Genomic DNA, 24,984 nt, shown 5'->3' on the forward strand with positions numbered 1-24,984 from the left:
TGTCGCGGGTCGGTGGGGCCAGCATCGCGCAGGGTTACCCCAGCTGCTCGGGCCAGCCGGGTCTGCCAGCTAGCGCTATCACCGCGCAGCCAGCTTCTGGGGCCAGGCCTGTCAGGGCAGCCAGCGGCGCCAGCACAAAGTCTCGCTGCCGCCAAAGCGGGTGGGGCAACTGGAGGCGGGGGGTGTGGCAGCTCAGATCCCCCCACCAGAGCAGGTCGAGGTCGATGCTGCGGGGGGCCCAGCGCGCCTGACGCTCCCGGCCGAAGTCATGCTCCAGCGCTTGCAATTGCTCCAGTAGAGCTTCACCGGCTGCTGTCCTTGCCCTATCTGCTCCCAGCCCTGCCACCAGGCCGTCCACCACTAGGACCGCATTGATATAAGGCGGCTGGCCTGGGGGGCCGCCTACGGGTTCGGTCTCAAACAGAGGAGACCAGCGGAAGCCGGTAGGTCCCGAGCTGAGGCACTGGCCCCACTGGCGCAGGCTTGCTTCGAGCAGGGGGCGCACGGCGATCAGGGTGGCGATCGGGCCACCGCAGCGGCTGGGCAGGTTGGCGCCTAGGGCGATGGCCAGGGTTGCCGCTTCACTGCCTCTGGGCTGATCAGCGAGACTGGCTGGCACGTGAATCGGGTCTTAGCCCTCCCATGGTTGCAAGCGGAGTTGCCAGTAGGGCCTTTCCCCTCGCCGCCATTACCGGCCACGGCACCCTCAAGTTGGCCCTGCTGCTCGCCGCGGTCGATCCAGGCCTGGGCGGGGTGGTGATCGCCGGTGGTCGTGGCACCGGCAAGTCGGTGTTGGCTCGCGGTCTGCATGCCCTGCTGCCGCCGATCGACGTGCTCGATGTGGGCGGCCAGGCCTTCAACATCGATCCCCAGAGGCCCGATGACTGGGACGAGGCAACCTGCATTCGGCTTACCGAATTGGGTGCCGATCCCACGGGAGTTGCTAGCAGCGCCCTGTTGCCCACCGCAGTGGTGCCGGCGCCCTTTGTGCAGGTGCCGTTGGGCATCACCGAAGACAGGCTGGTGGGGTCGGTCGATGTGACGGCTTCGCTGACCAGTGGCCAGGCTGTCTTTCAGCCAGGGCTGCTGGCTGAAGCCCATCGGGGCGTGCTCTATGTCGACGAGCTCAACCTGCTTGACGACAACGTCACAAACCTGTTGTTGGCGGCGGTGGGCAGCGGCGAAAACCGGATCGAGCGGGAGGGCCTCAGCCTGAGCCACCCTTGTCGCTGCCTGCTGATCGCCACCTTCAATCCTGAGGAGGGGCCGGTGCGCGATCACCTGCTCGATCGCTTCGCCATCTGCCTAAGTGCCAATCAGGTGCTGGCGCTTGAGCAGCGGGTGGAAATCACCCGCGCGGCGATGGATCAGGCCGAATCCAGCACCGACTTCGGTGCACGCTGGCAGGAGGAAACCGATGCCTTGGCCACCCAGCTGCTGCTGGCGCGGCAGTGGCTTCCGGATGTGCAGATTGCCCGCGAGCAGATCGTTTATCTGGTGAATGAGGCTTTGCGGGGTGGGGTCGAGGGCCATCGCAGCGAGCTCTATGCCGTGCGGGTGGCCCGGGCCCATGCAGCCCTCAGCGGCAGAGATCGAGTCGAGGCCGACGACCTTCAAGTAGCAGTTCGCCTGGTGATTGCACCTCGTGCCATGCAAATGCCGCCCCCCGATCCCGACCAGCCCCTTGAACCGCCGCCACCACCACCACCGCCCCAGGGGGAGCAGCCGCCTGAGGATCCCGACCAGCCTGAGAAAGAGCAGGAGCCTGACGAACCAGACGACCAGGACGACGAACCTGAAGAAGACGAATCCCAAGACGACAGTCCTGAAGATCAGGCGCCGCCCCAGGTGCCTGAGGAATTTTTGCTGGATCCGGAGGCCATCGCCATCGATCCGGATCTGCTGCTGTTCGCCTCGGCCAAGGCCAAAACGGGCGGCAGTGGCAGCCGGGCGGTGGTGTTCAGCGATTCCCGCGGCCGCTATGTGAAGCCGATGCTGCCCCGCGGCCCGGTGAAGCGCATCGCTGTCGATGCCACCCTGCGGGCGGCCGCCCCCTATCAGAAATCTCGCCGTGAGCGGCAGCCCCATCGCAAGGTGATCGTTGAAGACGGTGACCTGCGCGCCAAACAGCTGCAGCGCAAGGCCGGTGCCCTGGTGATCTTCCTGGTGGATGCCAGCGGCTCGATGGCTCTCAATCGCATGCAGAGCGCTAAAGGGGCCGTGATTCGCTTGCTCACCGAGGCCTACGAAAATCGCGACGAAGTGGCCCTGATTCCCTTCCGCGGCGAGCAGGCCGAGGTGCTGCTGCCCCCCACCCGCTCGATCACCGCTGCGCGCCGGCGTCTGGAGGCGATGCCCTGCGGCGGCGGCTCACCCCTGGCCCACGGGCTCTCCCAGGCCGCCCGGGTGGGGGCCAACGCTCTGGCCACGGGCGATCTGGGCCAGGTGGTGGTGGTAGCGATCACCGATGGCCGCGGCAACGTGCCCCTCAGCCGCTCCCTGGGTCAACCCCAGCTGGAGGGCGAGGAGCCGGTGGACCTCAAGGAGGAGGTGAAGCAGGTGGCCAGCAAGTACCGGGCCCTAGGCATCAAGCTGCTGGTGATCGATACCGAGCGCAAGTTCATCGGCAGCGGCATGGGCAAGGACCTGGCCGAGGCGGCCGGCGGCAAGTACGTGCAACTACCCAAGGCCAGCGATCAGGCCATCGCTGCCATCGCCATGGAGGCGATCAACGGGATTTAGGGCTTTGTCTGCGCGGCCTTCTCTCGGGCGGCCTTGTCCCGGGCGACGTCGGTCTGGGCCGGGTACAGCTCATCGAAGAATTTGCCCAAGCCCACGGCCACGCTGCGGATGCCGTCCATGAAGCGGGGATCGTCGGTGAGTTTGGTCACATCGCCCCCAACTGAATTCCATTTGGCGGTGAGCTGCTCGGCATTGCTGACGGTGGCCTTCAGCTCCTTCAGGGTCTGGGGATTGTCTAGGGCGGCGATAATCCGGCGCAGGTGGTCACTGCTGCTGTTGAGATTGGTGATCGTGGGCTGGGCCGCTTTCACCGTCGATTCGAGCTCCTTGGCCAGGGACTGGCCTTCCTTCATGAAGTTGGAAGTGTCCTTGGCGGTGCGATCGAAGCTGCTGGCCGCGGTTGAGACTTTGCTCAGCAGTTTCATCTGGTCTGTTTCAACCAGCATCTTGTGCATCAGCGTGGTCACGCTGGTCAGACTTGGTCCCTGGATTCCCTCGATGGAGGAGCCATTGCAAATGGCTACGGTCGTGTTGCAGGCCTTGGAGCGAGGGTTGGCAGAGCCTGGCGGCAAGGGCGGGCCGCTGCTGATCAGAGCAACTTCGGCTTCACCACCTAGTAAGGAGGCTTCGCCGATCTCCGCCCTTGTAGGCCGAGCCAGATTCAGATCGGCATGGTTGATTTCCAGTTCAGCAACCACCGCCTCGGGTGTCACGGTTACGCGCCGCACGCTGCCAACTAAAACTCCTCTGTAGGTCACAGGTGAGCGCTCTGCCAGGCCAGATGCTTCGGCGAAGCTGGCTTTGACGCTCCAGTTTTGCCTGCTTAGGGAGATGCCGCGCAACCAGAAGGAGAGACCTACGGCACTGCCGATAGCGGCTAACAGGGAGAAGCCGACAACTGCTTCGCGGATGCTGCGGCGCATGGATTCAGAGCTCCGCAGGTTGCATCGGTCCGCGCAGACTACCGCTCCTGAACTGCACCACGTAGGGATCGCTGCAGCTGCGGTATTCCTCAACCGTGCCGCTCCAGCGGAATTGGCCGTCGTACAGCAGCACAACCCGTTCCGCAGAGCGTTCGATGGTGCTGTGCACATGGCTCACCACCACAGAGGTGGCCCGAGCTACTTCCGTGGTGCGCACGATTAGATCTTCGATTCGGGTACAGGCAATCGGATCCAGGCCGGCCGTGGGTTCGTCGAACAGCAGCAGGGGCATCTGTTCATTTGGCTTGGCCGGGTCGTCGATTAGGGCCCGGGCAAAGCTGACCCGCTTCTGCATGCCGCCGCTGAGCTCCGCAGGCATTTGCTCCTCGATGCCTTGCAGCCCCACCGCATGAAGTGCTGCGCCCACTCGCTCCCGTATCTCTCGTTCAGCTAGCCGGCCGTGGCGATAGAGCAGGAAGCCGACGTTTTCACGCACGGTTAGGGAGCCAAGTAGTGCCGGGTTCTGAAACACCAGTCGTACGTCCTGAGGCTGACGCTGATCTAGGCGCAAATAGGTCTGAGGGATGCCATGGAGACTCAAGCTGCCGCTGCTGGGCAGCTGCAGTCCTGCCAGCAGACGCAGGATGGTTGACTTGCCCGCTCCGGAAGGCCCAACCACCACTAGGCGCTCGCCGGCGGCGATCTGCAGATTTACCTGGTTAAGGATGCAGCGGCTGCCCCAGCGAACGCTGAGGTTCTCCATTGCGGCCAGCGGTGGTGCTGAGGAAGCCAGAGGGAGCCTATGAAGAAGTTTCCATCCTGGCTGTTTGCGGTGCCGATGGCACTCCTTAAAGTTCACCCAATTGCGGCAGCGTCCTCCCCCGCCCTTTGCGCTCCTCCGCTCCGGTTTCTCGATTGCGGCGCTCCCGCCGACCGCTGCCGAAACCGGGTTGGCTGGGCCGCGGAGATCTGCGCCGCAAGGACCTGGTGAGTCGCTCCCGGCGAGCGGCCCGCTGGTTGCAGCCAGGTCTGGTGGTGAAGCGCTGGGTGCTCACCTCCGGGTTGGGGTTATTGGTGGCCCTGCTCGGCGCGGCGGTGTGGGCCGATTTGCAGCCGATCTACTGGATGCTCTCCAGTATTCAATGGCTGCTGGCTCAGGTCACCGGGGTGTTGCCTCGCAAGTTCACGGGCCCGTTGGTGTTGCTGGTTGGGGCTGTGCTGATCTGGCTGGGCCAGAGCCGCAGTTTCGGTTCCATTCAGCAGGCTTTGGCCCCGGAAAAGGACACATTGTTAGTGGATGCCCTGCTGGCTCAGGGGCGCCTCAACCGCGGCCCAAGCATCGTCGCCATTGGCGGCGGCACCGGCCTGTCCACCCTGCTCAGTGGACTAAAGCGCTACAGCAGCAATCTCACGGCCATCGTTACGGTTGCTGATGACGGCGGCAGCAGCGGGGTGCTGCGGCGGGAGCTGGGCGTGCAACCACCCGGCGACATCCGCAACTGCCTGGCCGCCCTGGCTCGGGAGGAACCCCTGCTGACCCGGTTGTTCCAATACCGCTTCAAGGCCGGCAGCGGTCTGGAGGGCCACAGCTTCGGCAACTTATTCCTTTCAGCTCTCACGGCGATCACTGGCAATCTGGAATCGGCGATCACCGCCAGCAGCAGGGTGTTGGCGGTGCAGGGGCAGGTGGTTCCCGCCACCAACGCCGACGTGCGTTTGTGGGCTGAGCTTGAGAACGGCGAACGGATCGAAGGCGAGTCGAAGATTGGCCACGCCCCCAGCCCAATCGTGCGGCTGGGCTGCACGCCCGAGCGACCGCCGGCCCTACCCCGAGCCCTGGAGGCCATCGCAAATGCCGATTTGATTGTGCTTGGCCCGGGCAGCCTCTACACCTCACTGCTGCCCAACCTGCTCGTACCCGAGCTGGTGCAGGCCATCCGTCGCAGCAAGGCACCGCGCCTTTACATCTGCAACCTGATGACCCAGCCGGGCGAAACCGATGGGCTCGATGTAGAGGGACATTTGCGGGCCCTTGAGGCCCAATTGGCCAGCCTCGGGGTGGAGGAGCGACTATTCACCGCCGTGCTCGCCCAGGAAGATCTGGGCGATTCCGCCTTGATTGACCATTACCGGCACCAGGGCGCCGAGCCCGTGGCCTGTGATACGCGCCAGCTGCGCCGCCAGGGCTACGAAGTGATGTTGGCACCGCTCCAAGGAGCTAGGCCTACGGCCACGTTGCGCCATGATCCCCGCAGCGTCGCCCTAGCGGTGATCCGTTTTTACCGTAATCACCAGCGGGGCAGCGGCTCCGCGTCCTAGTAGGCGTCCTGCATTTCGTAGAAATCGGGCTGCACGTAGTCCTTGCGCATTGGAAAGCCCTTCCAGTCTTCCGGCATCAACAGCCTTTTGGGATGGGGGTGGCCAGCAAACTGAATGCCGTACATGTCGAAGGTTTCCCGCTCCTGCCAGTCGGCACCGCGGAAAAGGCCATAAAGAGTGGGAATGGTGAGATCGCCGTCGCGCTCCAGAAATACCTTGATGCGCACTTCTTCAGGGGCTTCCCCTGGGGGCATCACTCCAGCAGTACAGCGATCTGAAAGGGCTGCCAGCTTGACCAGGTGGTAGAAGCTCACCAACCGGCCACCTGCCCCTTCGTCGTAGCCCCCTTGGCATTGCAGGTAATCGAAACCTTGGCTTTTGAGGGCCGTAGCGATTACGGGCAGAAACACCGCTTCCACGCCGAGCATTTCGATGCCGAGATGGTCGCGGCCAAGCGCAACATGATCAAAATCCTGGCTGGAAAGCCAGCTGCCAACCGCGCCGGGAGCTGGGGTTTCAAGCGCCGTGCTGCTGGAGTTGTCGCCGGCGTTGGTTTGGATTGCGTCAGGCATGGCGGGCGTGGAGGAGGTGCTCAGGCTTCGACTGGTGCAGGGATGGCCGCAGCTGGTGCGGGCATGGGAAGGGAGCTGGCGGCGGCTAGGGCCTGTCTTTGGGTTTCGGCCGCTAGGTATTGGCCATTCACGATCGGGGCCACCGCTTTCATCTGGTGGGAGACCGTGCAATAGCGGTGCGATTGCTGCAGATTGCCGCGCTCGACCAAGGCTTCGTTGCCCACTTTTTTACGCAGTTTGATCACCGCATCAAAGATTGCTTCCGGGCGAGGAGGGCAGCCGGGCAGGTAGAGATCTACGGGGATCAACTTGTCCACGCCCCGCACGGCGGTAGTGGAATCGGCGGAAAACATGCCGCCGGTGATGGTGCAAGCGCCCATGGCGATCACATATTTAGGCTCCGGCATCTGCTCATAGAGACGCACCAGGGCAGGGGCCATTTTCATGGTCACGGTGCCGGCCACGATCAGCAGGTCGGCCTGGCGTGGGCTGGAGCGGGGCACTAGACCAAAGCGGTCGAAATCGAAGCGGGAGCCAATCAGGGCGGCAAATTCGATGAAGCAGCAAGCCGTGCCGTAAAGGAGGGGCCAGAGACTCGAGAGGCGCGCCCAGTTGTGAATGTCATCCAGGGTGGTGAGGATGACATTTTCGGAGAGATCCGAGGTGATCGTTGGCGTGCCAACCGGGTTGCAGCTAGCCGCCCGCAGATCCTTTAAAGCTTCTATTGAGGGTGTGTTGGTCATGGGTTCAGCTCCACTCAAGGGCGCCTTTGCGCCAGGCGTATGCGAGAGCCACTACCAGGATGGCGATGAATATAAGGGCCTCGATAAAGGCCAGCAGGCCAAGGCGGTGAAATGCCACGGCCCAGGGGTAGAGAAAGACGGTCTCAACGTCAAAGATGACGAAGACCAAGGCAAACATGTAGTAGCGGATGTTGAATTGAATCCAGGCGCCGCCAATCGGCTCCATACCCGATTCGTAGGTGAGCTCGCGCTCGCCTTTGCGGCTCTGGGGTGACAGCAATTTGTTGGCCAGCAACGCCAGCACTGGCACCGCCGCTGAAATCAGCAGGAAGCCAACAAAAGCGTCGTAGCCGGAGAGCACGAACATTCGAGCCATACCAACCTCCCAGTCAGTCTGGCATCTGTGCCCGGGCCCTGGGGTGGCACCGATAAAGTGACTGAACCACCTGAGGCCCAGGGATGAGTTCTGATCAAGTGCCTGGGCCCCAGCCCGAAGCCAGCGAACCCAGCGAGGTCATGGAGGCCGAGCCGGGCCCCCAAGCGGAAGAGGCGCTGTCAGTTGATCCAGTGGAGGATCCAGATACGCACCGATTTGAATGCCGCAGCTGCGGTTTCGTCTACGACCCGGATGAGGGGGTGCGCAAGCTGGCCATTGCCCCCGGCACGCCTTTTAGCCAGCTTGATCCGATCGGCTTCCGCTGCCCCGTCTGCCGCAGTCGGGTGGGGGCCTTTAAGGACATCGGTCCCCGCAACAAGCCCAGCGGCTTCGAAGAAAACCTCAACTTCGGGTTGGGCGTCAACAAGCTCACCCCAGGCCAGAAGAATGTCTTGATCTTCGGGGGCTTCGCTTTGGCTTTTGCCTTCTTCCTCTCCCTCTACTCCCTGCGCTGATGACCAGTCTTCCCCTGTCCCGCAAGCTTCAGGCCCTAATGCGGCCCCTAGTGAGCTTGCTGCTCGTTGCTGGGCTGGGCTTTGGCCTCTCCGGCTGTGTCACCACCGGGTTGCCTGTGGCAGCCGCAAGCCCCTGGCAAGCCGTGCCTTTGGCCACAAAGGCCAATCCCCTGGATGTGGCCTTTACCGATGACCGCCACGGCTTCCTGGTGGGTAGCAACAGGTTGATACTGGAAACCAACGATGGCGGTGCCAGCTGGGCTGAGCGGGCCCTCGATCTGCCGGAAGAGGAAAACTTCCGTTTGATCAGCCTTGATTTCCGCGGCGATGAGGGCTGGATTGCCGGCCAGCCTGGTTTGTTGCTGCACACCACGGACGGCGGCCAAAACTGGAGCCGTCTTTTCCTGGATACCAAGCTGCCAGGTGAGCCGTACTTGATCACGGCTTTGGGGCCAGATCAGGCCGAGCTGGCCACCAATGTGGGAGCGATCTACCAAACCCGTGATGGCGGCACCAATTGGCAAGCCGATGTGGATGACGCTGCCGGGGCCGTGCGGGAGCTGCGCCGCTTTGGCGATGGTCGTTATGTAAGCGTCAGCGGCCTGGGCAACTTCTTCTCCACTTGGAAGCCAGGGGATGGCACCTGGCAGCCCCACCAACGGATGAGCAGCCAGCGGCTCCAGTCGATGGGCTTCCAGCCCGACGGCTCCCTCTGGATGTTGGCCCGTGGAGCCCAGATCCGCTTCAACCCAGATGCCAGCAACGTTGAGGAGTGGGGCAAGGCGGTGGTGCCGATCACGAATGGCTTCGGTTATCTCGACATGGCCTGGGCCCCTGATGGCTCGATCTGGACCGGCGGCGGCAGCGGCACTTTGTTGATGTCTAGCGATGGTGGCAAAAGCTGGCAGAAAGATCCGGTGGGCGCCCAGCAGCCCTCCAACTTCACCCGCATCAGCTTTAAGTCAGATGGCAAGGGCTTCGTGCTTGGTGAACGGGGATCCCTGCTGCGCTGGGTGGGCTGATCCCACCCCGTCCAGCTGCTGCGGTCGCCAACTTCTGTAACCAAGGCGCCATTCCGGCCCCGTCCTCCCCCGGCTCACCCTTAGGATCTTTGAGCTGAACGCTTGTCGCTATGGCTGCCGGCTCGACAGGAGAACGCCCGTTCTTCGAGATCATCACGAGCATTCGTTACTGGGTAATCCATGCGGTTACCCTGCCCGCCATCTTTTTGGCCGGTTTTATGTTCGTTTCTACGGGCTTGGCCTATGACGCCTTTGGGACCCCTCGCCCTGACGCCTATTTTCAGGCTCAGGAGAGCAAGGCTCCAGTGGTGAGTCGGCGTTACGAGGGCAAGACCCAACTTGACCAGCGCTTGCAATAAGCCATGACCCAAGCACCTGTTTCCACCACTCCCCGCAACTATCCGATCTTCACGGTTCGGTGGCTGTCGGTGCATGCCCTCGGCGTTCCTACGGTCTTTTTCCTGGGATGTCTTGCGGCTATGCAATTTGTCCGCCGCTGAGTCGGTAATCGCTCGTCAGCCATGCAACGCTCTCCTAATCCCAATAATTTGCCGGTTGAACTAAACCGCACCAGCTTGTTTTTGGGCTTGTTGTTCGTTTTCACGATCGGCATCCTTTTTTCAAGCTATTTCTTTAACTGACCCCTCTTCACGTAACCCGGAGAGCTCCCGATGAGCGGCAAGAAGTCCAACCTGCCTGATGGCCGGATTCCAGATCGTCTGCCCGATGGTCGTCCTGCAGTTGCTTGGCGCTCTCGCTGGACCGAAGGGGTTTTGCCCCTGTGGCTGGTCGCAACGGCCGGCGGTATGGCGGTAATTTTTGTTGTTGGGCTGTTTTTCTACGGCTCATACGTGGGCGTTGGTTCCGCCTGAGTTGGCTTCCGATCTGATTCGTGATTCCCTGCAGAATTGCCGTTTTCGGCAGGTCTGTAGGGTTTTTTGATGGGTCGTTTTGGTGAAAAAACGAACCCTGCTCAATAACCGACTGCTGGCCAGCCTTGCCGGCGCTGCGCTCAATTGCTACGGGGAGCTGTTTGTGCGTACCTCGCGGATCCGCATTCAGGCCCATCCCGACACCTATCGGTTGGTTCAGGAACAGGGGACCGCAGTGATTTATGCCCTCTGGCATCGTCACGCTTTTTTTATACCCCTATTGCGTCGCTTTGATCGGCGCCGGGTGGCAGTGCTGCTCAGTAGCCATCGGGATGCCCAGATCGTTGCCGTGGCAGTGCGCTTACGCGGTTTGGAGGTGGTGGAGGGTTCCTCCACCCGTGGTGGCCTGCAGGCCTATCACTCACTGCGCCGGGCTCTGCAGCAATGCCAGCCTGTTTGCATCACCCCAGATGGGCCTAAGGGTCCGGCTGAGTTGGTCAAAAGTGGGGTGATTCATCTTGCCCAGCAATCGGGCTGCTCGATTGTGCCGGTTTCTGTTTCCTGCTCCCGCAGCTATCGCTTGCGCTCCTGGGACCGGTCGGTGTTGCCCTTGCCCCTGTCGCGAGTGGTTGTGCAGCTGGGCGAGCCGCTATGGCTGCACAACAGCTTGGTGGATAGCCAGGAGCTGCTGGCGGAGCGATTGCGCCATGGGGCCGACCTGGCTGGTGAGTGCCCGTGAAGCGAGCTAAGGCCTGGTTGCTGCTGGGGATCTATCGACTGCTCTCCCTTGGCCTGACCCCGTTCTGGCTGGTCTTGTTACTGGTCCGCCTGGCCCAGGCCAAGGAGGATCCCCGCAGGCTGGGGGAGCGCCTGGGCTGGCCCAGCCGCCGCCGCCCAGCTGGTCCGCTGCTGTGGTTTCACGCCGCCAGCGTGGGCGAACTCAACAGCCTGTTGCCCCTGTTGCGAGCGCTGGATCAGGTTGTTGGAGCGCCAGTGCTGCTGGTGACAACGGTGACACGCACCTCCGCCGCCCTGGCTGGCCGGGTATTGCCGCCTGCTGCGATTCACCAATACGTGCCGATAGATCATTGGCTGGCCCTGTTGCCCTTTCGTTGCTATTGGCGGCCCTGTCTGGGGGTTTTGGCGGAGGCGGAGCTCTGGCCTGAGCTGGTGCAGGCGATGCCCCATCTGCACTTGATCAATGCCCGCATGAGCCAACGCTCCTACCTGCGGCATCGGCGGTTCCCTGTTTATGCCGGCTGGTTGCTGGCGCGGGTGGAGGTATGCCTGGCCCAGTCCCAGGACGATGCCGAGCGTTTTCGGCGTCTGGGGGCCCGTGATGTGCGCGCCCTGGGCTCCACCAAGCTCGATGCCGATCCGCCGCCGGTCAATAGCGTTCATCTTGAGCTGGTGCAGCAGGTGTTTGCCGGCAGGTCGGTGCTGCTGCTGGCCAGCAGCCATGCCAGTGAAGAGCGGCAATGGCTTGAAGCCTGGGTGGAAAACAAGCTGACGCAGCGCCCATTTGGACTGCTGTTGGCACCGCGCCATCCCCAGCGGGCCCAGGAGGTGCTTGCACAGGCGCGGGAGCTGGGACTGTCGGCGGCGCTCTGGAGTGACCTGGCTGGCGGGGGCTTGGCTCCTAACCCCGATCTGCTTGTGGCTGATGTAATTGGCGAGATGGGCACCTGGATCAGCGCAGCGGCCGTGGTGGTGATGGGGGGTAGTTTTTATTCGCAGGGCCGGGCCCTTGGTGGCCAGAACCCCCTGGAGCCCGTGGCCCTGGGGCGTCCCGTGCTCTGCGGCCCCGATATGGCCAACTTTTCTGACCTGCTGGAGCCGTTGGTGGCGGCTGGCTGCCTCCAGCAGTGCGCCGATGTGGCAGCAACGCTGGCGGCTGCCCTGCCCCAGCTGGTTCAGCCATTGCCGCGGGGGCATGGGGAGGGCCTGCGCTTGCGCGGCCCCTCCCAGCTGCTTGCTTCACTGCTGCTGAAGCGGTGCAACTTATGAGATGCCAATGATCTAATGCCATTAACTACGCCGCGTTTTTGGTATCAGCGCCGCCGTGGCTGGCAGGCCTGGCTGCTCTGGCCACTGGGCTGGCTTTATGGCTGCGCCGTGACTTTGCACCGGCGCGGTACTCGCCCATGGCGTTGTTCGGTGCCGGTGCTCTCGATAGGCAACCTCACCCTGGGGGGGACGGGCAAGACCCCTCTGGGGATTGCCTTGGCCCAGGGCCTTGAGAAGCGCGGCTGGCGGGTGGCGGTGCTGCTGCGTGGCTATGGCACCCGGCGCCGAAACTCGTGCCTGGTTTCTGCGACCAGCTCCTGCGCGGAGGTGGGGGATGAGGCCCTGGAGTACGCCCAAAGCCTCGGGGAGGGTGGGGTGTGGGTGGGCTCGAACCGCTGCCAGAGTGCGGCGTTGGCAGTGGCGGCTGGGGCCACTGTGATCTTGCTGGACGATGGTTTGCAGCACTGGCGTTTGGGCCGTGATTTGGACCTGTCGCTGCTGGATCGAAAGCACGGACTGGGAAACCGTCTGGTGTTTCCGGCGGGCCCGCTACGCGAGCCCCTGGATCAATTGGCCCGGGCCGATGGGCTTGTGTTCACCGGTGCAGAGCCTGTTGAGCCGTTGCCGCCTATTCCCGTGGGTTGGCCGAGCCACAAGCCACGCTTTGCCGTGCGCTTCTGTTTACTGCCGCCGCCCCAACTCCAGCAGGAGCGTCTGGTGGCCTTCTGCGGTATCGGCTTGCCGGAGAAGTTTTTTTCAGCTCTGCGGGCCTGCGGACTCCAGCTGGTGGCAACGAAATCCTTCCCGGATCACCACGTTTATGCTGAATCAGACCTGAAGGGTTTGTTGGATTTGGCCCATGCCAATGGCGCACGGTTGGTCACCACCGTCAAGGATGGTCAACGCCTGCCCCACCGTTATCGCCAGGTGGTGAGCTTGGTGCCGCTTCAGGTGGACAGTGCCAGTCTGGCTCCCTTACTGAATTGGCTGGATCAGCGTCTTTGTGCTCTGTCAAAAGTTCGGTTCCATGGTTGATCTGGGACGGCGGCGGGTTTTGTTTGTGGCAGGTGAGGCGTCGGGAGATCTCCATGGCGGCTTCTTGGTGCGCGAGCTGCAGCGCCAAGTGCCGGGGGTAGAGATAGCAGGGGTGGGCGGTGACCAACTGCGCGCCTGCGGAATCGACATCCTGGCCGACGTGCGAGTGCTTTCTGCGGTTGGCTTGGTGGAGATCATCGGTAGTCTTCGCCGTCACCACCGCGTGATGGAGTTGTTGAAGCATCAGATGGATAACCATCGCCCGGATGTGGTGGTGCTGGTTGACTATCCCGGTTTCAATATGTTTGTGGCTAAGGAGGCTAAGAAGCGCGGCATTCCTGTGTTTTTCTACATTGCGCCCCAGGTTTGGGCCTGGGGCCAGGGAAGGGCCAAAAAGATGGAGCGAATAATTGAGCGCCTGGCGGTAATTTTCCCGTTTGAGGAGCCCATCTTTAATGCCCATGGCCGCGACTTTGCTCGCTATGTGGGCCATCCACTAGTGGATGAGCTCCAAGTCAGTTGCTCCCGTGAGCAGACGCGGCTTCGCCATGGGTTATCTCTGGAGCAGTCCTTGCTTGTGTTGATGCCTGGCAGCCGCAGGGCTGAGGTGCGGATGCTGTTGCCCGCCATGCTGAAAGCTGCCAACCAGCTCAAACTCGATGGTTGGCAGGTTGTCTTACTGAAGGCGCCCACCATCGATCGCTCCTATTTGGAGCAGGCGAATGGTGGAGAGGCACTGCCGGTTCCCCTGGTTGATGGCGACGCCCATAACCTGCTGCATGCTGCCGATGCTGGTGTGATCGCCTCTGGCACAGCCACCCTCGAGGCGGCCTTGCTGGGTTGTCCCCATGTGATTCTTTATCGCTTCTCCTGGCTTACCTATTTGATTGCCAGGCTGGTAATTGGCCAGCGCTCAATGGGTCTACCCAATGTTATTCTCGGGAAACAGTTGTTTCCCGAGTTAGTTCAGAGGCATGTGACGGCTGACAAAATTGTGAGATCCCTCCACAGCCTTGAGCGTAATCGGGCCTTGTTTAATCAATCTGTGCAGGAGTTGCAGGCAACCATGGGCCCACCTGGCGCATCCAGGCGAGCGGCCGATGAATTAGTAGGCTTGCTTAAATGAGTGCACAAATTTATCAACGGCTGGCTTATTATGGCCGCCGCCATTTGTGGCCGAGCTTTTCTCTGGCTCTATTCTTTAATTTTCTGTATGGTGCGTCAACCGGCTTCGTGCCATTAGTAATTCGCTACCTTTTTGATGATATTTTGCCTTCGAGTGATCGAAGTCGCTTGTATTTGGCGCCTGTAGCCATACTTGTGGTCATGGTACTTAGGGCGGCATCTCAATATTTAGGAGCCTATCTAACTGAGACTGTGGGCCAGTCAATCACGGCTGACTTGCGCCATCAGCTTGCTGAGCGAATATTAGATTTGCCCCAGTCCTATGTGGATCGCAATTCCTCCACCGTATTGGTGTCTCGAGTGCTCACTGATGTGTCACTCGTCAAGAGCGGAATTGTTGATGGTTTTTCATCTATATTTAAAGATTCCCTAACTCTCCTGGTTCTGGTTTGTGTGGCCTTTTATCAAGATTGGCTGCTGTCTTTGATCGCTTTCATCCTTTTCCCTGTAGCGATTTTACCGATTCTCAACTCATCTAAAAAAGTCAGGCGTCACTCTGGTAAAGGGCAGCTGAGTCTGGCCAAGTTGGCTTCATTCCTCCAGGAGTCGGTAATCGGCTTGCGGGTGGTCAAGATCTTCGGTATGCAGGCCTATGAGTTGTCGAGGTTTGATCAAGAGAATCAATCGGTTTTAAAGGCTGCCCTAAAGACCACTCGGGCCAAGCTTGCTAATCAGCCATTGATGGAAGTAATAGGTGCGATTGGTTTTAGTGCCGTTTTGGTATACGGTGGTGAAAACGTAATTGCCGGTACGCGTACGACTGGTAACTTTTTTGCATTTTTAACATCTCTCTATCTGTGCTATGCGCCCTTTAAGGGGATTGCTAAGTCTAATTCAACATTGCAGCAAGGGGTTTCTGCCGCCAGTGATTTATTCAATATTCTCGATACTAAGCCTGAGCCTCCTGAGGCTTCCAGCCCCCAGTCCTTAAACAGCGTTTCCGAAGGCCTTGTGGCGAGGAATGTCTCTTTTGCTTATGGCGATGATCTGGTTATCGATGACTTATCTTTAGAGCTGCCTTGCAGCAGCACTGTCGCATTGGTTGGATCTAGTGGTGGCGGCAAAAGTACCATAATTGATTTATTTTGTCGCTTTTACGACCCCAGCTCAGGGGTTATATCAATTGATGGCATTGATATTCGCCAGCTTTCGCTGGCGTCGCTGCGCTCCTTGATTTCAGTTGTTGATCAAAATACATTCCTTTTTAACGACACTGTTGCTAACAATATTGCCTATGGCTTGTCTTCGGCTTCCTCGTCCCAAATTGAGGCTGCTGCAAGGGCTGCGAATGCTCATGATTTCATTATTCAACTGCCCGAGGGCTATGCCACCCTTATTGGAGAAAACGGCACGATGCTCTCCGGCGGACAGCGTCAGCGGATTGCAATTGCGCGCGCATTAATTAAGGATGCGCCCTTGCTGTTTCTGGACGAGGCCACCTCTGCCCTCGACTCTGCCTCTGAGCAAGTGGTGCAAGAAGCCCTAGACCGATTGATGGCTGACCGCACCACCTTGGTAGTGGCCCATCGCCTCTCCACTGTGGTTAATGCCGACTGCATTTGTGTAATTGCGGGTGGTCGAGTGGTTGAGTCGGGAAATCACGCCACCCTGCTAGCTCGCGGCGGCACTTATGCCGACCTATTTTCGACACAATTCGCAAACGCTGACGCGGGATCGCCAAGATGACAGTTGCCGCTTCTCAGCCCACTGGTTTTCAGCCCGCCTATGAGCGTCACGATTGGTCCAGCGCCTTTCGCAACGTCGGTGTTGAACTAAGCGACGTTCCCTTAGAGCCCGTGCGTGGCACGATCCCGGCTGAGCTCAAGGGCACTTTGTTCCGCAATGGGCCAGGCCGGCTCGAGCGGGGTGGCCAGTGGGTTCATCACCCATTTGATGGCGACGGCATGATCAGCGCCTTCCGGTTTGAGGGGGGGCAAGCCCGACTCACCAACCGCTTTGTGCGCACCGAGGGCTGGCTGGCTGAGGAGCAGGCCGGTCGCTTCGTTTACCGGGGGGTCTTCGGCACCCAAAAGCCTGGAGGGCCCCTCGCCAATGCTTTTGATCTGCGCCTCAAGAACATCGCCAACACCCATGTGGTGCAGCTGGGTGACCAGCTGCTGGCGCTCTGGGAAGCGGCCGAGCCCCACGCCCTTGATCCCCGCACCCTCGAGACCAGGGGGCTCTCGCGGCTCGAGGGTCTGCTCAAGCCAGGAGAAGCTTTCAGTGCCCACCCCCGCTTCGATCCAGGTCACCACGGCGAGCCCCGCATGGTCACCTTCGGTGTCAAGGCGGGCCCCACCAGCACCGTTCGCTTGATGGAATTTGCCAGCGCAGACCAGCCAGATGGTGTGCGCGCCGGCGATCTGGTGGCTGACAGTCGCCACAGCTTTAAGGGTTTTGCCTTCCTGCATGATTTTGCGATCACACCCAGCTGGGCTGTGTTTCTGCAGAACGCTGTGGCGTTTAACCCCCTGCCGTTTGTGCTCGGGCAGAAGGGGGCGGCCCAATGCCTGGCTTCCAAGCCCGGTGAGGCCGGCCAGTTTTGGTTGGTGCCTCGCCAGCCGGGACATCACGCCGGCGCCCGCCCCCTGCTGCTACCTGCTCCTGAAGGCTTTGTGTTCCACCACCTCAATGCCTTTGAGGATCCGGCCACCGGCGAGGTGGTGGTGGATTCGATCTACTACGACGATTTCCCTTCGATTGGCCCGGAGGTTGATTACCGCGAAATCGATTTCGACTCGATACCTGAGGGCCAGTTGCGCCGTTGCCGGATAGACCCCAGCAGTGGCACGGTGCGGAGCGAGTGGTTGGAGCAGCGCTGCTGTGAGTTCGCCATGGTTAATCCGGCAAAGCAGGGCCTAAACGCCCGCTTCGCCTGGATGGCGGTAGCGCAGCGGGAGCGGGGTAATGATCCGCTCCAGGCGATTGAGAAGCTCGACTTGCAGACCGGCGAACGCCTGGTGTGGAGTGCGGCCCCCCGCGGTTTTGTCACCGAACCGGTGATGGTGCCCCGCTTAACTGATGACTCACCCGAAGAAGGGGCCGCAGAAGACATTGCTGCAGAAGACAGTGGCTGGGTGTTGGTGCCGGTTTGGAACGGTGCTCGCTGCGCTACGGATCTGGTGATCCTCAACGCTGCCGATATGACTGAGCAAGCCGTGCTCGAGCTTCCCCTCGCCATTCCCTATGGGCTGCACGGCAGTTGGTCTGCGACTGCCTGATCAGCTGCCCAGCAGGGAGCGCAACTGGGGCTCCAGCTGGGCAAAAGCCCGGCCCCTGTGTCCGATCTCGCTTTTGAGGCCTTTGTCCATCTCGGCGTAGGTGAGCCCCGTCTGCGGCACAAAAAACACGGGGTCGTAGCCGAAGCCCCCACTACCCCGCGGTGTTGGCAGGATCAGGCCGGCGCAGCGGCCCTCCACCTCCAGCCGCACGCTGCCGCTCGGATCGGCCACCGCCAGGGCGGCGCTGAACTCGGCGCTGCGGTCGGTAGCGCCCTCCAGTTCTTGCAGCAGCCTGGCGATACGGTCTGTGTCGCTGCTTGCGTAGCGGGCTGAGTGCACGCCTGGCGCGCCGCCTAAGGCATGCACACTCAGCCCTGAGTCATCGGCCAGGGCCCAGCAACCGGTGGCGCTGGCCACTGCCACTGCCTTGAGGCGCGCGTTCTCGGCAAAGGTGCTGCCGGTTTCCTCCACCCCCAAGCCATCGGGCTGGGCCTCGATTGCAAGGTTGAGTCCGGCGAGCAGGTGCTGGAACTCGCGCACCTTGCCGGCATTGCCGCTGGCGATCACCAGCTTGGTGACGGGTGAGCAGTCCATATCTGTTGTGTGCATGGCGTCAGACCGATTCCGCTAGCTCGCGGGCCCAGCCCAGCACCTCAGCCACCCGGGCTTCGCTGGGGGCTTCGCAGTAGAGCCGCAGCAGCGGCTCGGTGCCGGAGAAGCGCAGCATCAGCCAGTGGCTGGGGCCCAGGCGCAGCTTCACCCCATCGGTGGTGATTACCTCCAGCACGGGGCTGCCGGCCACCTCGCTGGGCGGTGCTGCGGCCAGCTTTGCTTCGAGGCGCTCGCGGGCTGCCATGTCTGGCAGGCGTAGGTCGAGTCGGTCGTAGGCGGCAGCACCACCGCAGCGCTGCTGCAGGGCATCGATTCGCTCCCCCAGGGGCAGGCCCCCCTCCACCAGCGCTTCGATCAGCAGCAGGGCTGCAAAGGGAGCATCCCGCTCTGGCAGATGCATGCCGAAGCCCACGCCGCCTGATTCCTCGCCGCCCACCAGCACCTCGCCGCTCAGCATCTCTGCCGCGATGTATTTGAAGCCCACGGGCTTTTCCAGCACCCTGCGCTCCAGGCCTTCTGCCACAAGTTGCATCAGGTCGGAGCCGCTTACGGTTTTGATTACGCAGCCCGGCAGCTGGCGGGCCCGGGCCAGGTGGTCGATGAATAGGGGCATCAGCAGCTGGGTGCTGCAGAAGCGGCCGCGCTCATCCACGGCGGCGATGCGGTCGCCGTCGCCGTCAAACACGATCCCCATGGCGGGCCGGCCAGCTGCGGTGCTGGCGGTTACGGCCGTGATCAATTCCTGTAGGTAAGGGGCCAGCGGCTCGGGAGGGTTGCCGCCAAATAGGGGGTCCCGGTTTGCCCGAATTTCGCGGATGACGCCACTGGATCTGGCCCCATCGCCCAGCAGGGCCGGCAGCACACCGGCTGCTGAGCCGTGCATTGGATCGACAATCACCGTGAGTCCCAGGCGCTCTAGGCCTGCCGCCAGGGCCGCAGTGTTCACCTTGGTCTGCAGGCCCGCCACGTAGGTGCCGAGGGCATCGAAGCGTTGGGGGTCGCCCGGGATCGGCACGGTGATGCCACCGGCTTCCAGGCGGGTTTCAACTCGGCGGGTGAAGTCACCTTCCACCGAGCCGCCGAACGGTCCCTTGATTTTTAAGCCGAGCCACTCCGGCGGGTTGTGGCTGGCGGTGATCACCAGGGCGCCCAGGGCCTGGCGCTGCACCACGGCCCAGCTGCTGGCAGGGGTGGGTGTGGCTGTGGCCGAAAGCAGGGGCTCGAGGCCGCAACCTCTAACGGCGCTGCAGATCGCCTCAGCTAGTTCGGGCGCCAGAAAACGGCGGTCGTAGCCGATCACCACCTCCCGGCTTTTCAGGCCTTCGGGGGCGTAGTGGGCCAGCTCCCGGGCTGCAGCTGCAGCTACCGGCAGAAGTCGATCCAGGGTGATGTCCACGCCGAGGATCCCGCGCCAGCCATCGGTGCCGAAGGCGATCGGGCTGGCCTCCAGGGGCAGGGGGGCTGAGGCCATGGGGGGTGGGCATGCCGAGCTGGAGCAATTCTGCGGTGCCGGCGGCGCTCCAGCCCTAGCGTCGGGGTCTGTGGACGCCAGCATTGACTTCCCGGCCCCAAATTGAATGTTCAGGGCCCGAGCCGGCTCTCACTGATCGCTTGCTGCGCAGTTGGCTGCGATGCAGGCGCCGCGCCTGGCTGGATCGCTTTGGACTTGCCAGCGAGCGGCAGTGGAATGCCCACCGGGCCCTGGCCTTGAGCGACCAGCTGCGCAGCTTTCAGACCCTGCTGCCCCAGCGGCCCGGCCACGGCGAAGCGGCCTGCGCCGCAGGGGCGGCTGGGGTGGTGGGCTTGCGGCTGCGGGGGGCTGGTCCCCAGGGAGTGGGATTGGAATCCCATCCCTCCCTGCTGGAGCGCATCGCTGGCCAAAGCCGTTGGGGCGCCTATGCATACCGGCCGGTATTGGCTCGTCAGGGGCGACGTCTAACCCGCGAAGCTCGGGTGGTGCTGGCGCTTTGGGGGCGCCTGTTGGCGGAGCACCAGCAGGCACCAGTGCCCCATGGTCTGGTGGTGGCCGGTGAAGGCAGGTTCCTGCAGCGGGAGCGCCTGGCATTGGCTAGCGGCCTGCAGCACCAGCTCGATGAGAGCCTGCAGCGTCTCGCCGCTGATCTTGCCCAGTCCACGCCACCGCCCTTGGTGAGCGATCGCAAAAAGTGCACCCTGTGCAGCTGGCGAGGCGTCTGCGATAAGGAGGCCGCCGCCATGGGGCATCTCAGCGAGGTGAGTGGCATCGGCGGTAAGCGCCGCGAGATGTTGCTGGAGCAGGGGGTCACCAGCCTGCCGGACCTGGCTGCCCGCGATCCAGAGCTGTTGGCCGAGGCCCTGGCCGCCTATGGAGAGCAGCACCGCGAGATTGCCGCTGAGTTGGTGGCCCAGGCCCGGGTGCAGGCCTCTGGCCTGCCGCAGCGCCTTGGCTGTGGGCCGGTCTTGCCCGAGTTGGCAGCAGCACCTGGTGTGCTGCTCTACGACATCGAATCCGATCCGGATGCCCGCGATGATTTCCTGCACGGCTTTGTGGTGCTGGAGAGCGACGGGGCGGGGGGCTGGCTAGAGCAGTCCGCCCGCTACCAGCCCCTGCTGGCCTTGCAGGAGCATGGTGAGCAGCGCCTCTGGCAGCGATTGCAGCGTTTGCTCGCCCGCTATCCCGATTGGCCGGTGTTGCATTACGGCGAAACCGAGGTGATTGGCCTGGTGCGCCTGGCCCAGCGCCAGGGTGCCAGTGAGGCTGAGGTAGCCCGGTTGCGGGGCAGGATGGTGGATGTGCACGCCCGGCTGCGGCGCCACTGGCGCCTGCCGGTGAGCAGCTACGGGCTCAAGACGGTGGCCGGCTGGCTGGGCTTTGCCTGGAGCCAGAAAGGGGTAGATGGGGCCCGCTGCCTGCTTTGGTGGCGCCAGTGGCGTCAATGGCACCGCCAAGGCGGTAGCCGGGGCCAGGCCAGTCGCTATCAGTTGCAGCGGATATTTCTCTACAACCGCGATGACAGCCTGGCCACCTGGGCAGTGGTGCGCTGGCTACTGGCTCAGCCCTAACGCTTCAGGACTTCAGATTCAGGACTGAAGATTCAGGATTTACGGCCGGCACCGACCGGTGGATCAACCCAGGCTGGTGGGCGAGATAGCTCCAGCAGCGCGCCATCGGCATCGGGGCCGGCGCGCAGGCAGGTTTGTTGAAGCGACTGGCGGCGCACCAGGGCTAGGCCAATCCAGAGGCCATCTTCCAGGGCCAGGCTGGAGGTGATCAGACCCGCCCGGGGGCTGCTGGCCTCGTCGCCCGTCAAGACTGTGCCTGGCTCTCCAGGCTCCTGGGTTCCGCGCCAGAACCAGCGCCGCAGCTGTTGTTTAACGCCGTCGTAGGTGGCGAGTTTGGCCAGGGTTTCCTGGCCCACGTAGCAGCCCTTGCTGAGGCTCACCCGGTCGGCGAGCCCTACTTCGAAGGGGTTGGTGTCGTCGTTGATCTCACCTGGGGCCGCCGGCACCCCCTGCTGGATGCGCCAACGCTGCTGCTCCCTGGCCGGCAGGGGCGCTCGATCGGCTAGCCAGGCGGGCAGCTCGGCGTTTGTCAGCAGGACCAACTGGCGGCCCAGCAACCAACCGCTGCCATCTTCTAGAGAAATCCAGCTCCTATCAGCAACCTGGGGCAGGGCGTCGCTGCCATCCCCAAGCGGAGTGATCAAACGCACCGGAGTTACCGGACCCAGTTGCACTCGATCGGCGGGAAACAGCACCCGCTCAAGGCCCTGCCAAAGGGCGGTGCCATCAGCGCCGCGCAGCAGCAGCCAGGCCCCATCCCTATCCACCAACACCTCAGCGAGGGCTCGCAGACGACCGGTGGCTGTGGTGCAACAGCTGGGTATCCAGCTGCCGGGCTGCTGGCCTTCGATTGCCGAGCTGGTTTGGCCGTGTAGAAATCTGCCCGAATCTGGGCCATCCAGGCGGATCAGGTAGCCCGCTTGTTCGGTTCGAGACGGGCCGCTGGGCTGCCAGCCCCAGGGATCGGAGCTCATGAGTTGGCCAGGTCCGCGGCGGTGGCAGCCACCTCGTCCAGCAGAAACAGGCTGCGCAGCTCGAGCCCGGCAGCCGTCATCGCCTCGATCCCCCCCTCCTGGCGATCAACGATTGTCACTACCCGGTTCACTGTGTAGCCAGCCTCCCGCAGCTGCTGCACGGCCTTTAGGGAAGAGCCGCCGGTGGTGACTACGTCTTCAAGCACGGTGATGGTGCTTCCCGGTTCAGGCAGCGGCCCCTCCAGCCAGGCACCGGTGCCGTGGCCCTTGGCCTCTTTGCGCACGATCAGAGCATTGAGCTCCCGGCCCACCAAGGCAGCCATCATTGCCACTGCGCTCACCAAGGGATCTGCCCCCAGGGTGAGGCCGGCCACCGCCCGCGCTTCCGCTTCCACCTGCTCGAGCATTAGGGCGCCGAGCAGGGCCAAGCCGGTACCACTGAGGCTGACTGGCTTGCAATTGACGTAGTGGTGGCTGCTGCGCCCGGAGGCCAAGGTGAAGTTGCCGTGGCGGTAGGCCTGGGAGGCGAGCAGGGGAAGCAGGGCCAAGCGCATCTCTGCGGGGCTGGCAGTGAATGACGGGGCAGCCAGGGAAACGGTCGACAAGATCTGGTGCATTCGCGATTGGTTGATTAGTTTGCGACCATCACGACAGGATCAGCCCTGGGCTGATGGGATCAATGGCTTACGGCACCAACTTAAGGTTCACTTTGGGTTTGGCCGTAGGCGCATGTTCCTCGGCAGTAGGCGCATGGCCCTCGGCCGTAGGCGCATGGTCTTCGGCCGTAGGCGCATGGTCTTCGGCCGTAGGCGCAATGTCTCTGGTAGGAGCCTTGGTCTCGAGCCCTGCAGCGGCGGGCCCAGTGGTTTGCACCACGACCTTGGAGGCCCCAAACAGCAGTGGGCAGGCACTCAATGGGGGAGCTGCCGGACCCGTTGAAGTTACCCGCTGTGGCGTCGTGCAGACCACGCCCCAGCTGATGGAGCAACGCTTTTTCAGCTACACGGCACCCTTTGCTCGCGGCGTGAGCCTCACCAATCAAATCACCGATCTATTCGGCATCGCCATGGGTGGTGGTGATGGCACCAGGGTGATGGGCTTCGGCTTCCCCGATCAAACGATCATCTGGGATGGCACGGCAGTGGAAAATACTTATCAAGTGTTACTTCAGCAGCAGAGTGATCCCATGCCCTGGCGTACGGGGGATGTGTCAAACGGCTATTCCGGCAGCCTGGGATCCGCTGGCTCCCAGCCTGATGGCCCAGGCTGGCAGGATGGCGGTGCCAGCTACAGCGCTCCGGTGCGCGGCCTCTGGTAGCGCTGCTGGCGAGGGGGTCTAGCAATCTGGTGAATGCAGCGAACTCATAATTCGCCTTAGCCGAGTTCGATCCTCGGGACCCCCATTTCACCTTGGTTCAATCAACCCCTACGGTCTGATTGCCCAGCAACCCCTATCGTCAGAGCACTGCTGGCTCTCCTGGCGGAGCTTCCTGTGATTCAAGTCCTGGCGCTGGCCATTTTGCTGGCTCTGCTGGCTTTTTTTGCCGCTGGGGAATTCGCCCTGATTCGCCTGCGGCCTAGCCGGGTGCAGCAACTGCAGGAGGCGGGTGAGCCCGGTGCCCAAGCCGTTGCCAAGCTGCAGCATCGGCTCCGGCGAGTGCTGGTGGCTACCCAGCTGGGTACTGCGCTCGCTTTGGTGGCATTGGGCTGGGCCGGTCGCGGCTTGGCTGAACAGCTCGGCATAGCTATGGCCGCCAAAAGTGGTGCTGGAGCCATTCCCCAGGTTTGGCTTGATGCCGGTTTATTTCTTGTACTGGTGTTGCTTGCCACCGTGCTGGGCGGCTTACTACCCAAGGCCTGGGTGTTGCATCGTCCCGAAAGCTCGGCTCTGCGACTGGCGCCGTTGCTGGCTGCGGTGAGTCGCAATCTGGCCCCCTTGCTTTCCCTGATTGAGCGTTGCAGCGGTGTGCTGCTGCACCTGCTCGGCTTACCCCGTAACTGGGATGAGCTGGTGCCTGCCCTGTCGGCTGGCGAGCTTGAAACCTTGATCGAAACCGGCAATGTCACCGGTCTGATGCCCGACGAACGCAACATTTTGGAGGGAGTCTTTTCGCTGAGGGACACCCTGGTGCGGGAGGTGATGGTGCCCCGATCCGGCATGGTCACCCTGCCCCTGGATGTGAGTTTTGCCGAGCTGATGCGCGAGGTCCATGACACCGCCCACGCCCGCTTCCCGGTGATCGGCAGCTCCCTCGATGACGTGCGCGGCGTGCTGGACCTGCGGCGTCTTGCTGATCCCATTGCCAGGGGCATGCTCAGCGCCGACACTCCCCTTGCTCCCTACATCACCCCCGTGGCGCTGGTGCAGGAGAGCACTTCCCTAGCGGAACTCCTGCCCCTGATTCGCAGTGGTCAGCCCCTGCTGGTGGTGGTTGATGAGCATGGTGGTACGGAGGGGCTGGTCACTGTGGCCGACCTCACCAGCGAGATTGTCGGAGAGGAAGAAGATTCCCTTGAGGCGGCCCAGGATCTGCAGAAACTCGGCGAAGGCTGCTGGTCGGTGGCAGGGGACCTGGAAATCTTCGAACTCAACAGGCAGCTGGCGCTGCAGTTGCCTGAGGCGGAAGGTCATCACACGCTTGCTGGCTTCCTGCTTGAGCGCTTGCAGCACATTCCCTCGGCAGGTGAAGGTTTGCGCTGGAAGGGCCACCAATTTCGGGTGCTGGCCATGGATGGCCCGCGCATTGAGCGAGTACAGATCGAGCGTCCAGTCGTCGAACCGGAGCGCACCGAGGGCGGCTGATCAGCGGTCTGGGCCCCCGTA

At 62.5% G+C, this 24,984-nt stretch carries 27 protein-coding genes and 1 tRNA gene; 18 read left to right on the top strand and 10 right to left on the bottom strand.

Features of this window, described 5'->3' with window-relative positions:
- Positions 1-34: 34 nt before the first annotated feature.
- Positions 35-619, bottom strand: a complete 585-nt coding sequence (gene folK / locus C7K55_RS08135) for a 2-amino-4-hydroxy-6-hydroxymethyldihydropteridine diphosphokinase (RefSeq protein WP_106632239.1) — start codon at positions 617-619, stop codon at positions 35-37.
- Between the two features lie 23 nt (positions 620-642).
- On the opposite strand from folK, the gene bchD reads away from it, so the two are divergent.
- Positions 643-2,742, top strand: a complete 2,100-nt coding sequence (gene bchD / locus C7K55_RS08140) for a magnesium chelatase ATPase subunit D (RefSeq protein ID WP_106632240.1) — start codon at positions 643-645, stop codon at positions 2,740-2,742.
- Here bchD and C7K55_RS08145 read toward each other — a convergent pair.
- Both C7K55_RS08145 and C7K55_RS08150 read right to left on the bottom strand, forming a co-directional pair.
- Positions 2,739-3,665 (bottom strand): MlaD family protein, encoded by a 927-nt coding sequence (locus tag C7K55_RS08145; RefSeq protein ID WP_106632241.1) that lies wholly within the window; start codon positions 3,663-3,665, stop codon positions 2,739-2,741. The genes bchD and C7K55_RS08145 overlap by 4 nt on opposite strands.
- A 4-nt stretch (positions 3,666-3,669) precedes the next feature.
- Entirely contained in the window at positions 3,670-4,428 is a 759-nt protein-coding gene (locus C7K55_RS08150) for an ABC transporter ATP-binding protein (RefSeq protein WP_106632242.1), read from the bottom strand.
- A gap of 173 nt (positions 4,429-4,601) precedes the next feature.
- On the opposite strand from C7K55_RS08150, the gene C7K55_RS08155 reads away from it, so the two are divergent.
- On the top strand, positions 4,602-5,984 hold the full coding sequence (locus C7K55_RS08155; protein ID WP_241518272.1) for a gluconeogenesis factor YvcK family protein: 1,383 nt from the start codon (positions 4,602-4,604) through the stop codon (positions 5,982-5,984).
- Here C7K55_RS08155 and C7K55_RS08160 read toward each other — a convergent pair.
- From C7K55_RS08160 to ndhC, 3 genes are read right to left on the bottom strand one after another with little or no spacing between them, the layout of a single operon-like run.
- Entirely contained in the window at positions 5,981-6,556 is a 576-nt protein-coding gene (locus C7K55_RS08160) for an NAD(P)H-quinone oxidoreductase subunit J (RefSeq protein WP_106632244.1), read from the bottom strand. The two genes, C7K55_RS08155 and C7K55_RS08160, sit on opposite strands and share 4 nt — an antisense overlap.
- 20 nt (positions 6,557-6,576) lie before the next feature.
- Positions 6,577-7,299 (bottom strand): NADH dehydrogenase subunit K, encoded by a 723-nt coding sequence (locus C7K55_RS08165; RefSeq protein WP_106632245.1) that lies wholly within the window; start codon positions 7,297-7,299, stop codon positions 6,577-6,579.
- A 4-nt stretch (positions 7,300-7,303) separates the two neighbouring features.
- Positions 7,304-7,666 (bottom strand): photosynthetic/respiratory NAD(P)H-quinone oxidoreductase subunit C, encoded by a 363-nt coding sequence (gene ndhC, locus C7K55_RS08170; protein ID WP_106632246.1) that lies wholly within the window; start codon positions 7,664-7,666, stop codon positions 7,304-7,306.
- Between the two features lie 149 nt (positions 7,667-7,815).
- Here ndhC and C7K55_RS08175 point away from each other — a divergent pair, with 149 nt between their 5' ends.
- The 12 genes from C7K55_RS08175 to C7K55_RS08230 all read left to right on the top strand — a co-directional run bounded on the left by C7K55_RS08175 (position 7,816) and on the right by C7K55_RS08230 (position 17,532).
- Positions 7,816-8,190 (top strand): rubredoxin, encoded by a 375-nt coding sequence (locus tag C7K55_RS08175; protein ID WP_241518273.1) that lies wholly within the window; start codon positions 7,816-7,818, stop codon positions 8,188-8,190.
- Positions 8,190-9,212, top strand: coding sequence for a photosynthesis system II assembly factor Ycf48 (locus C7K55_RS08180; protein ID WP_193486237.1), 1,023 nt, complete (start codon positions 8,190-8,192; stop codon positions 9,210-9,212). The genes C7K55_RS08175 and C7K55_RS08180 overlap by 1 nt, the downstream gene beginning before the upstream one ends.
- A 110-nt stretch (positions 9,213-9,322) precedes the next feature.
- Positions 9,323-9,571, top strand: a complete 249-nt coding sequence (psbE, locus tag C7K55_RS08185) for a cytochrome b559 subunit alpha (protein WP_106632248.1) — start codon at positions 9,323-9,325, stop codon at positions 9,569-9,571.
- A 3-nt stretch (positions 9,572-9,574) separates the two neighbouring features.
- Positions 9,575-9,712: a cytochrome b559 subunit beta gene (psbF, locus tag C7K55_RS08190; RefSeq protein WP_106632249.1), complete on the top strand. Its 138-nt coding sequence runs from the start codon at positions 9,575-9,577 to the stop codon at positions 9,710-9,712.
- Between the two features lie 21 nt (positions 9,713-9,733).
- Positions 9,734-9,853 (top strand): photosystem II reaction center protein PsbL, encoded by a 120-nt coding sequence (locus tag C7K55_RS08195; RefSeq protein ID WP_094559111.1) that lies wholly within the window; start codon positions 9,734-9,736, stop codon positions 9,851-9,853.
- Positions 9,854-9,883: 30 nt separating this feature from the next.
- Positions 9,884-10,084 carry a photosystem II reaction center protein J gene (locus tag C7K55_RS08200; protein ID WP_094559112.1) on the top strand — a complete coding sequence of 67 codons (201 nt, stop codon included), beginning with the start codon at positions 9,884-9,886 and terminating at the stop codon, positions 10,082-10,084.
- A gap of 82 nt (positions 10,085-10,166) precedes the next feature.
- Positions 10,167-10,823 (top strand): lysophospholipid acyltransferase family protein, encoded by a 657-nt coding sequence (locus C7K55_RS08205; RefSeq protein ID WP_161956150.1) that lies wholly within the window; start codon positions 10,167-10,169, stop codon positions 10,821-10,823.
- Complete coding sequence (locus C7K55_RS08210; protein WP_106632251.1) at positions 10,814-12,091, top strand: 3-deoxy-D-manno-octulosonic acid transferase; 1,278 nt, start codon at positions 10,814-10,816, stop codon at positions 12,089-12,091. Before C7K55_RS08205 ends, C7K55_RS08210 begins: the two co-directional genes overlap by 10 nt.
- A 15-nt stretch (positions 12,092-12,106) precedes the next feature.
- On the top strand, positions 12,107-13,126 hold the full coding sequence (gene lpxK / locus C7K55_RS08215) for a tetraacyldisaccharide 4'-kinase (protein ID WP_106632252.1): 1,020 nt from the start codon (positions 12,107-12,109) through the stop codon (positions 13,124-13,126).
- On the top strand, positions 13,119-14,252 hold the full coding sequence (gene lpxB, locus C7K55_RS08220; RefSeq protein ID WP_106632253.1) for a lipid-A-disaccharide synthase: 1,134 nt from the start codon (positions 13,119-13,121) through the stop codon (positions 14,250-14,252). Before lpxK ends, lpxB begins: the two co-directional genes overlap by 8 nt.
- Positions 14,249-15,997 carry an ABC transporter ATP-binding protein gene (locus C7K55_RS08225; RefSeq protein WP_106632254.1) on the top strand — a complete coding sequence of 583 codons (1,749 nt, stop codon included), beginning with the start codon at positions 14,249-14,251 and terminating at the stop codon, positions 15,995-15,997. The genes lpxB and C7K55_RS08225 overlap by 4 nt, the downstream gene beginning before the upstream one ends.
- Positions 15,994-17,532 carry a carotenoid oxygenase family protein gene (locus tag C7K55_RS08230; RefSeq protein ID WP_106632255.1) on the top strand — a complete coding sequence of 513 codons (1,539 nt, stop codon included), beginning with the start codon at positions 15,994-15,996 and terminating at the stop codon, positions 17,530-17,532. Before C7K55_RS08225 ends, C7K55_RS08230 begins: the two co-directional genes overlap by 4 nt.
- Here the strand turns inward: C7K55_RS08230 and rdgB are convergent, their stop codons facing one another.
- Together rdgB and C7K55_RS08240 are read right to left on the bottom strand one after the other, a co-directional pair.
- Positions 17,533-18,126 (bottom strand): RdgB/HAM1 family non-canonical purine NTP pyrophosphatase, encoded by a 594-nt coding sequence (gene rdgB / locus C7K55_RS08235; RefSeq protein ID WP_106632256.1) that lies wholly within the window; start codon positions 18,124-18,126, stop codon positions 17,533-17,535. It abuts the gene before it with no gap.
- A 19-nt stretch (positions 18,127-18,145) separates the two neighbouring features.
- Positions 18,146-19,615 (bottom strand): phosphohexomutase domain-containing protein, encoded by a 1,470-nt coding sequence (locus tag C7K55_RS08240; RefSeq protein WP_106632257.1) that lies wholly within the window; start codon positions 19,613-19,615, stop codon positions 18,146-18,148.
- 140 nt (positions 19,616-19,755) lie between these two features.
- Here C7K55_RS08240 and C7K55_RS08245 point away from each other — a divergent pair, with 140 nt between their 5' ends.
- Positions 19,756-21,186, top strand: a complete 1,431-nt coding sequence (locus tag C7K55_RS08245; protein ID WP_241518265.1) for a TM0106 family RecB-like putative nuclease — start codon at positions 19,756-19,758, stop codon at positions 21,184-21,186.
- A 32-nt stretch (positions 21,187-21,218) separates the two neighbouring features.
- Here C7K55_RS08245 and ygfZ read toward each other — a convergent pair whose 3' ends face one another.
- Together ygfZ and pyrE are read right to left on the bottom strand one after the other, a co-directional pair.
- Positions 21,219-22,160 carry a CAF17-like 4Fe-4S cluster assembly/insertion protein YgfZ gene (gene ygfZ / locus C7K55_RS08250; protein ID WP_106632258.1) on the bottom strand — a complete coding sequence of 314 codons (942 nt, stop codon included), beginning with the start codon at positions 22,158-22,160 and terminating at the stop codon, positions 21,219-21,221.
- Positions 22,157-22,714, bottom strand: a complete 558-nt coding sequence (pyrE, locus tag C7K55_RS08255) for an orotate phosphoribosyltransferase (RefSeq protein WP_241518274.1) — start codon at positions 22,712-22,714, stop codon at positions 22,157-22,159. The genes ygfZ and pyrE overlap by 4 nt, the downstream gene beginning before the upstream one ends.
- Before the next feature lie 260 nt (positions 22,715-22,974).
- On the opposite strand from pyrE, the gene C7K55_RS08260 reads away from it, so the two are divergent.
- The 3 genes from C7K55_RS08260 (at position 22,975) to C7K55_RS08265 (ending at position 24,963) form a co-directional block, all read left to right on the top strand.
- Positions 22,975-23,478: an Occludin/ELL family protein gene (locus C7K55_RS08260; protein WP_106632260.1), complete on the top strand. Its 504-nt coding sequence runs from the start codon at positions 22,975-22,977 to the stop codon at positions 23,476-23,478.
- A gap of 12 nt (positions 23,479-23,490) precedes the next feature.
- Positions 23,491-23,563, top strand: a tRNA-Ile gene (locus tag C7K55_RS13440).
- 92 nt (positions 23,564-23,655) lie between these two features.
- Positions 23,656-24,963 carry a hemolysin family protein gene (locus C7K55_RS08265; protein ID WP_106632327.1) on the top strand — a complete coding sequence of 436 codons (1,308 nt, stop codon included), beginning with the start codon at positions 23,656-23,658 and terminating at the stop codon, positions 24,961-24,963.
- Positions 24,964-24,984: the final 21 nt, after the last annotated feature.

This window comes from Cyanobium usitatum str. Tous, assembly GCF_003011885.1.
GTDB classification, from domain to species: Bacteria; Cyanobacteriota; Cyanobacteriia; order PCC-6307; family Cyanobiaceae; genus Cyanobium_A; species Cyanobium_A usitatum.

What these genes read in the sequence shown, in the direction of transcription:
- C7K55_RS08195 (WP_094559111.1), top strand. Translation starts at nt 9,734, where the DNA reads ATGCAACGCTCTCCTAATCCCAATAATTTGCCGGTTGAACTAAACCGC.
- psbE (WP_106632248.1), top strand. Translation starts at nt 9,323, where the DNA reads ATGGCTGCCGGCTCGACAGGAGAACGCCCGTTCTTCGAGATCATCACG.
- C7K55_RS08180 (WP_193486237.1), top strand. Translation starts at nt 8,190, where the DNA reads ATGACCAGTCTTCCCCTGTCCCGCAAGCTTCAGGCCCTAATGCGGCCC.
- lpxB (WP_106632253.1), top strand. Translation starts at nt 13,119, where the DNA reads ATGGTTGATCTGGGACGGCGGCGGGTTTTGTTTGTGGCAGGTGAGGCG.
- C7K55_RS08260 (WP_106632260.1), top strand. Translation starts at nt 22,975, where the DNA reads ATGTCTCTGGTAGGAGCCTTGGTCTCGAGCCCTGCAGCGGCGGGCCCA.
- C7K55_RS08165 (WP_106632245.1), bottom strand. Translation starts at nt 7,299, where the DNA reads ATGACCAACACACCCTCAATAGAAGCTTTAAAGGATCTGCGGGCGGCT.
- lpxK (WP_106632252.1), top strand. Translation starts at nt 12,107, where the DNA reads ATGCCATTAACTACGCCGCGTTTTTGGTATCAGCGCCGCCGTGGCTGG.
- ygfZ (WP_106632258.1), bottom strand. Translation starts at nt 22,160, where the DNA reads ATGAGCTCCGATCCCTGGGGCTGGCAGCCCAGCGGCCCGTCTCGAACC.
- psbF (WP_106632249.1), top strand. Translation starts at nt 9,575, where the DNA reads ATGACCCAAGCACCTGTTTCCACCACTCCCCGCAACTATCCGATCTTC.
- C7K55_RS08230 (WP_106632255.1), top strand. Translation starts at nt 15,994, where the DNA reads ATGACAGTTGCCGCTTCTCAGCCCACTGGTTTTCAGCCCGCCTATGAG.
- rdgB (WP_106632256.1), bottom strand. Translation starts at nt 18,126, where the DNA reads ATGGACTGCTCACCCGTCACCAAGCTGGTGATCGCCAGCGGCAATGCC.
- C7K55_RS08175 (WP_241518273.1), top strand. Translation starts at nt 7,816, where the DNA reads ATGGAGGCCGAGCCGGGCCCCCAAGCGGAAGAGGCGCTGTCAGTTGAT.
- C7K55_RS08150 (WP_106632242.1), bottom strand. Translation starts at nt 4,428, where the DNA reads ATGGAGAACCTCAGCGTTCGCTGGGGCAGCCGCTGCATCCTTAACCAG.
- C7K55_RS08200 (WP_094559112.1), top strand. Translation starts at nt 9,884, where the DNA reads ATGAGCGGCAAGAAGTCCAACCTGCCTGATGGCCGGATTCCAGATCGT.
- pyrE (WP_241518274.1), bottom strand. Translation starts at nt 22,714, where the DNA reads ATGCGCTTGGCCCTGCTTCCCCTGCTCGCCTCCCAGGCCTACCGCCAC.
- C7K55_RS08240 (WP_106632257.1), bottom strand. Translation starts at nt 19,615, where the DNA reads ATGGCCTCAGCCCCCCTGCCCCTGGAGGCCAGCCCGATCGCCTTCGGC.
- ndhC (WP_106632246.1), bottom strand. Translation starts at nt 7,666, where the DNA reads ATGTTCGTGCTCTCCGGCTACGACGCTTTTGTTGGCTTCCTGCTGATT.
- bchD (WP_106632240.1), top strand. Translation starts at nt 643, where the DNA reads ATGGTTGCAAGCGGAGTTGCCAGTAGGGCCTTTCCCCTCGCCGCCATT.
- C7K55_RS08225 (WP_106632254.1), top strand. Translation starts at nt 14,249, where the DNA reads ATGAGTGCACAAATTTATCAACGGCTGGCTTATTATGGCCGCCGCCAT.
- C7K55_RS08145 (WP_106632241.1), bottom strand. Translation starts at nt 3,665, where the DNA reads ATGCGCCGCAGCATCCGCGAAGCAGTTGTCGGCTTCTCCCTGTTAGCC.
- C7K55_RS08160 (WP_106632244.1), bottom strand. Translation starts at nt 6,556, where the DNA reads ATGCCTGACGCAATCCAAACCAACGCCGGCGACAACTCCAGCAGCACG.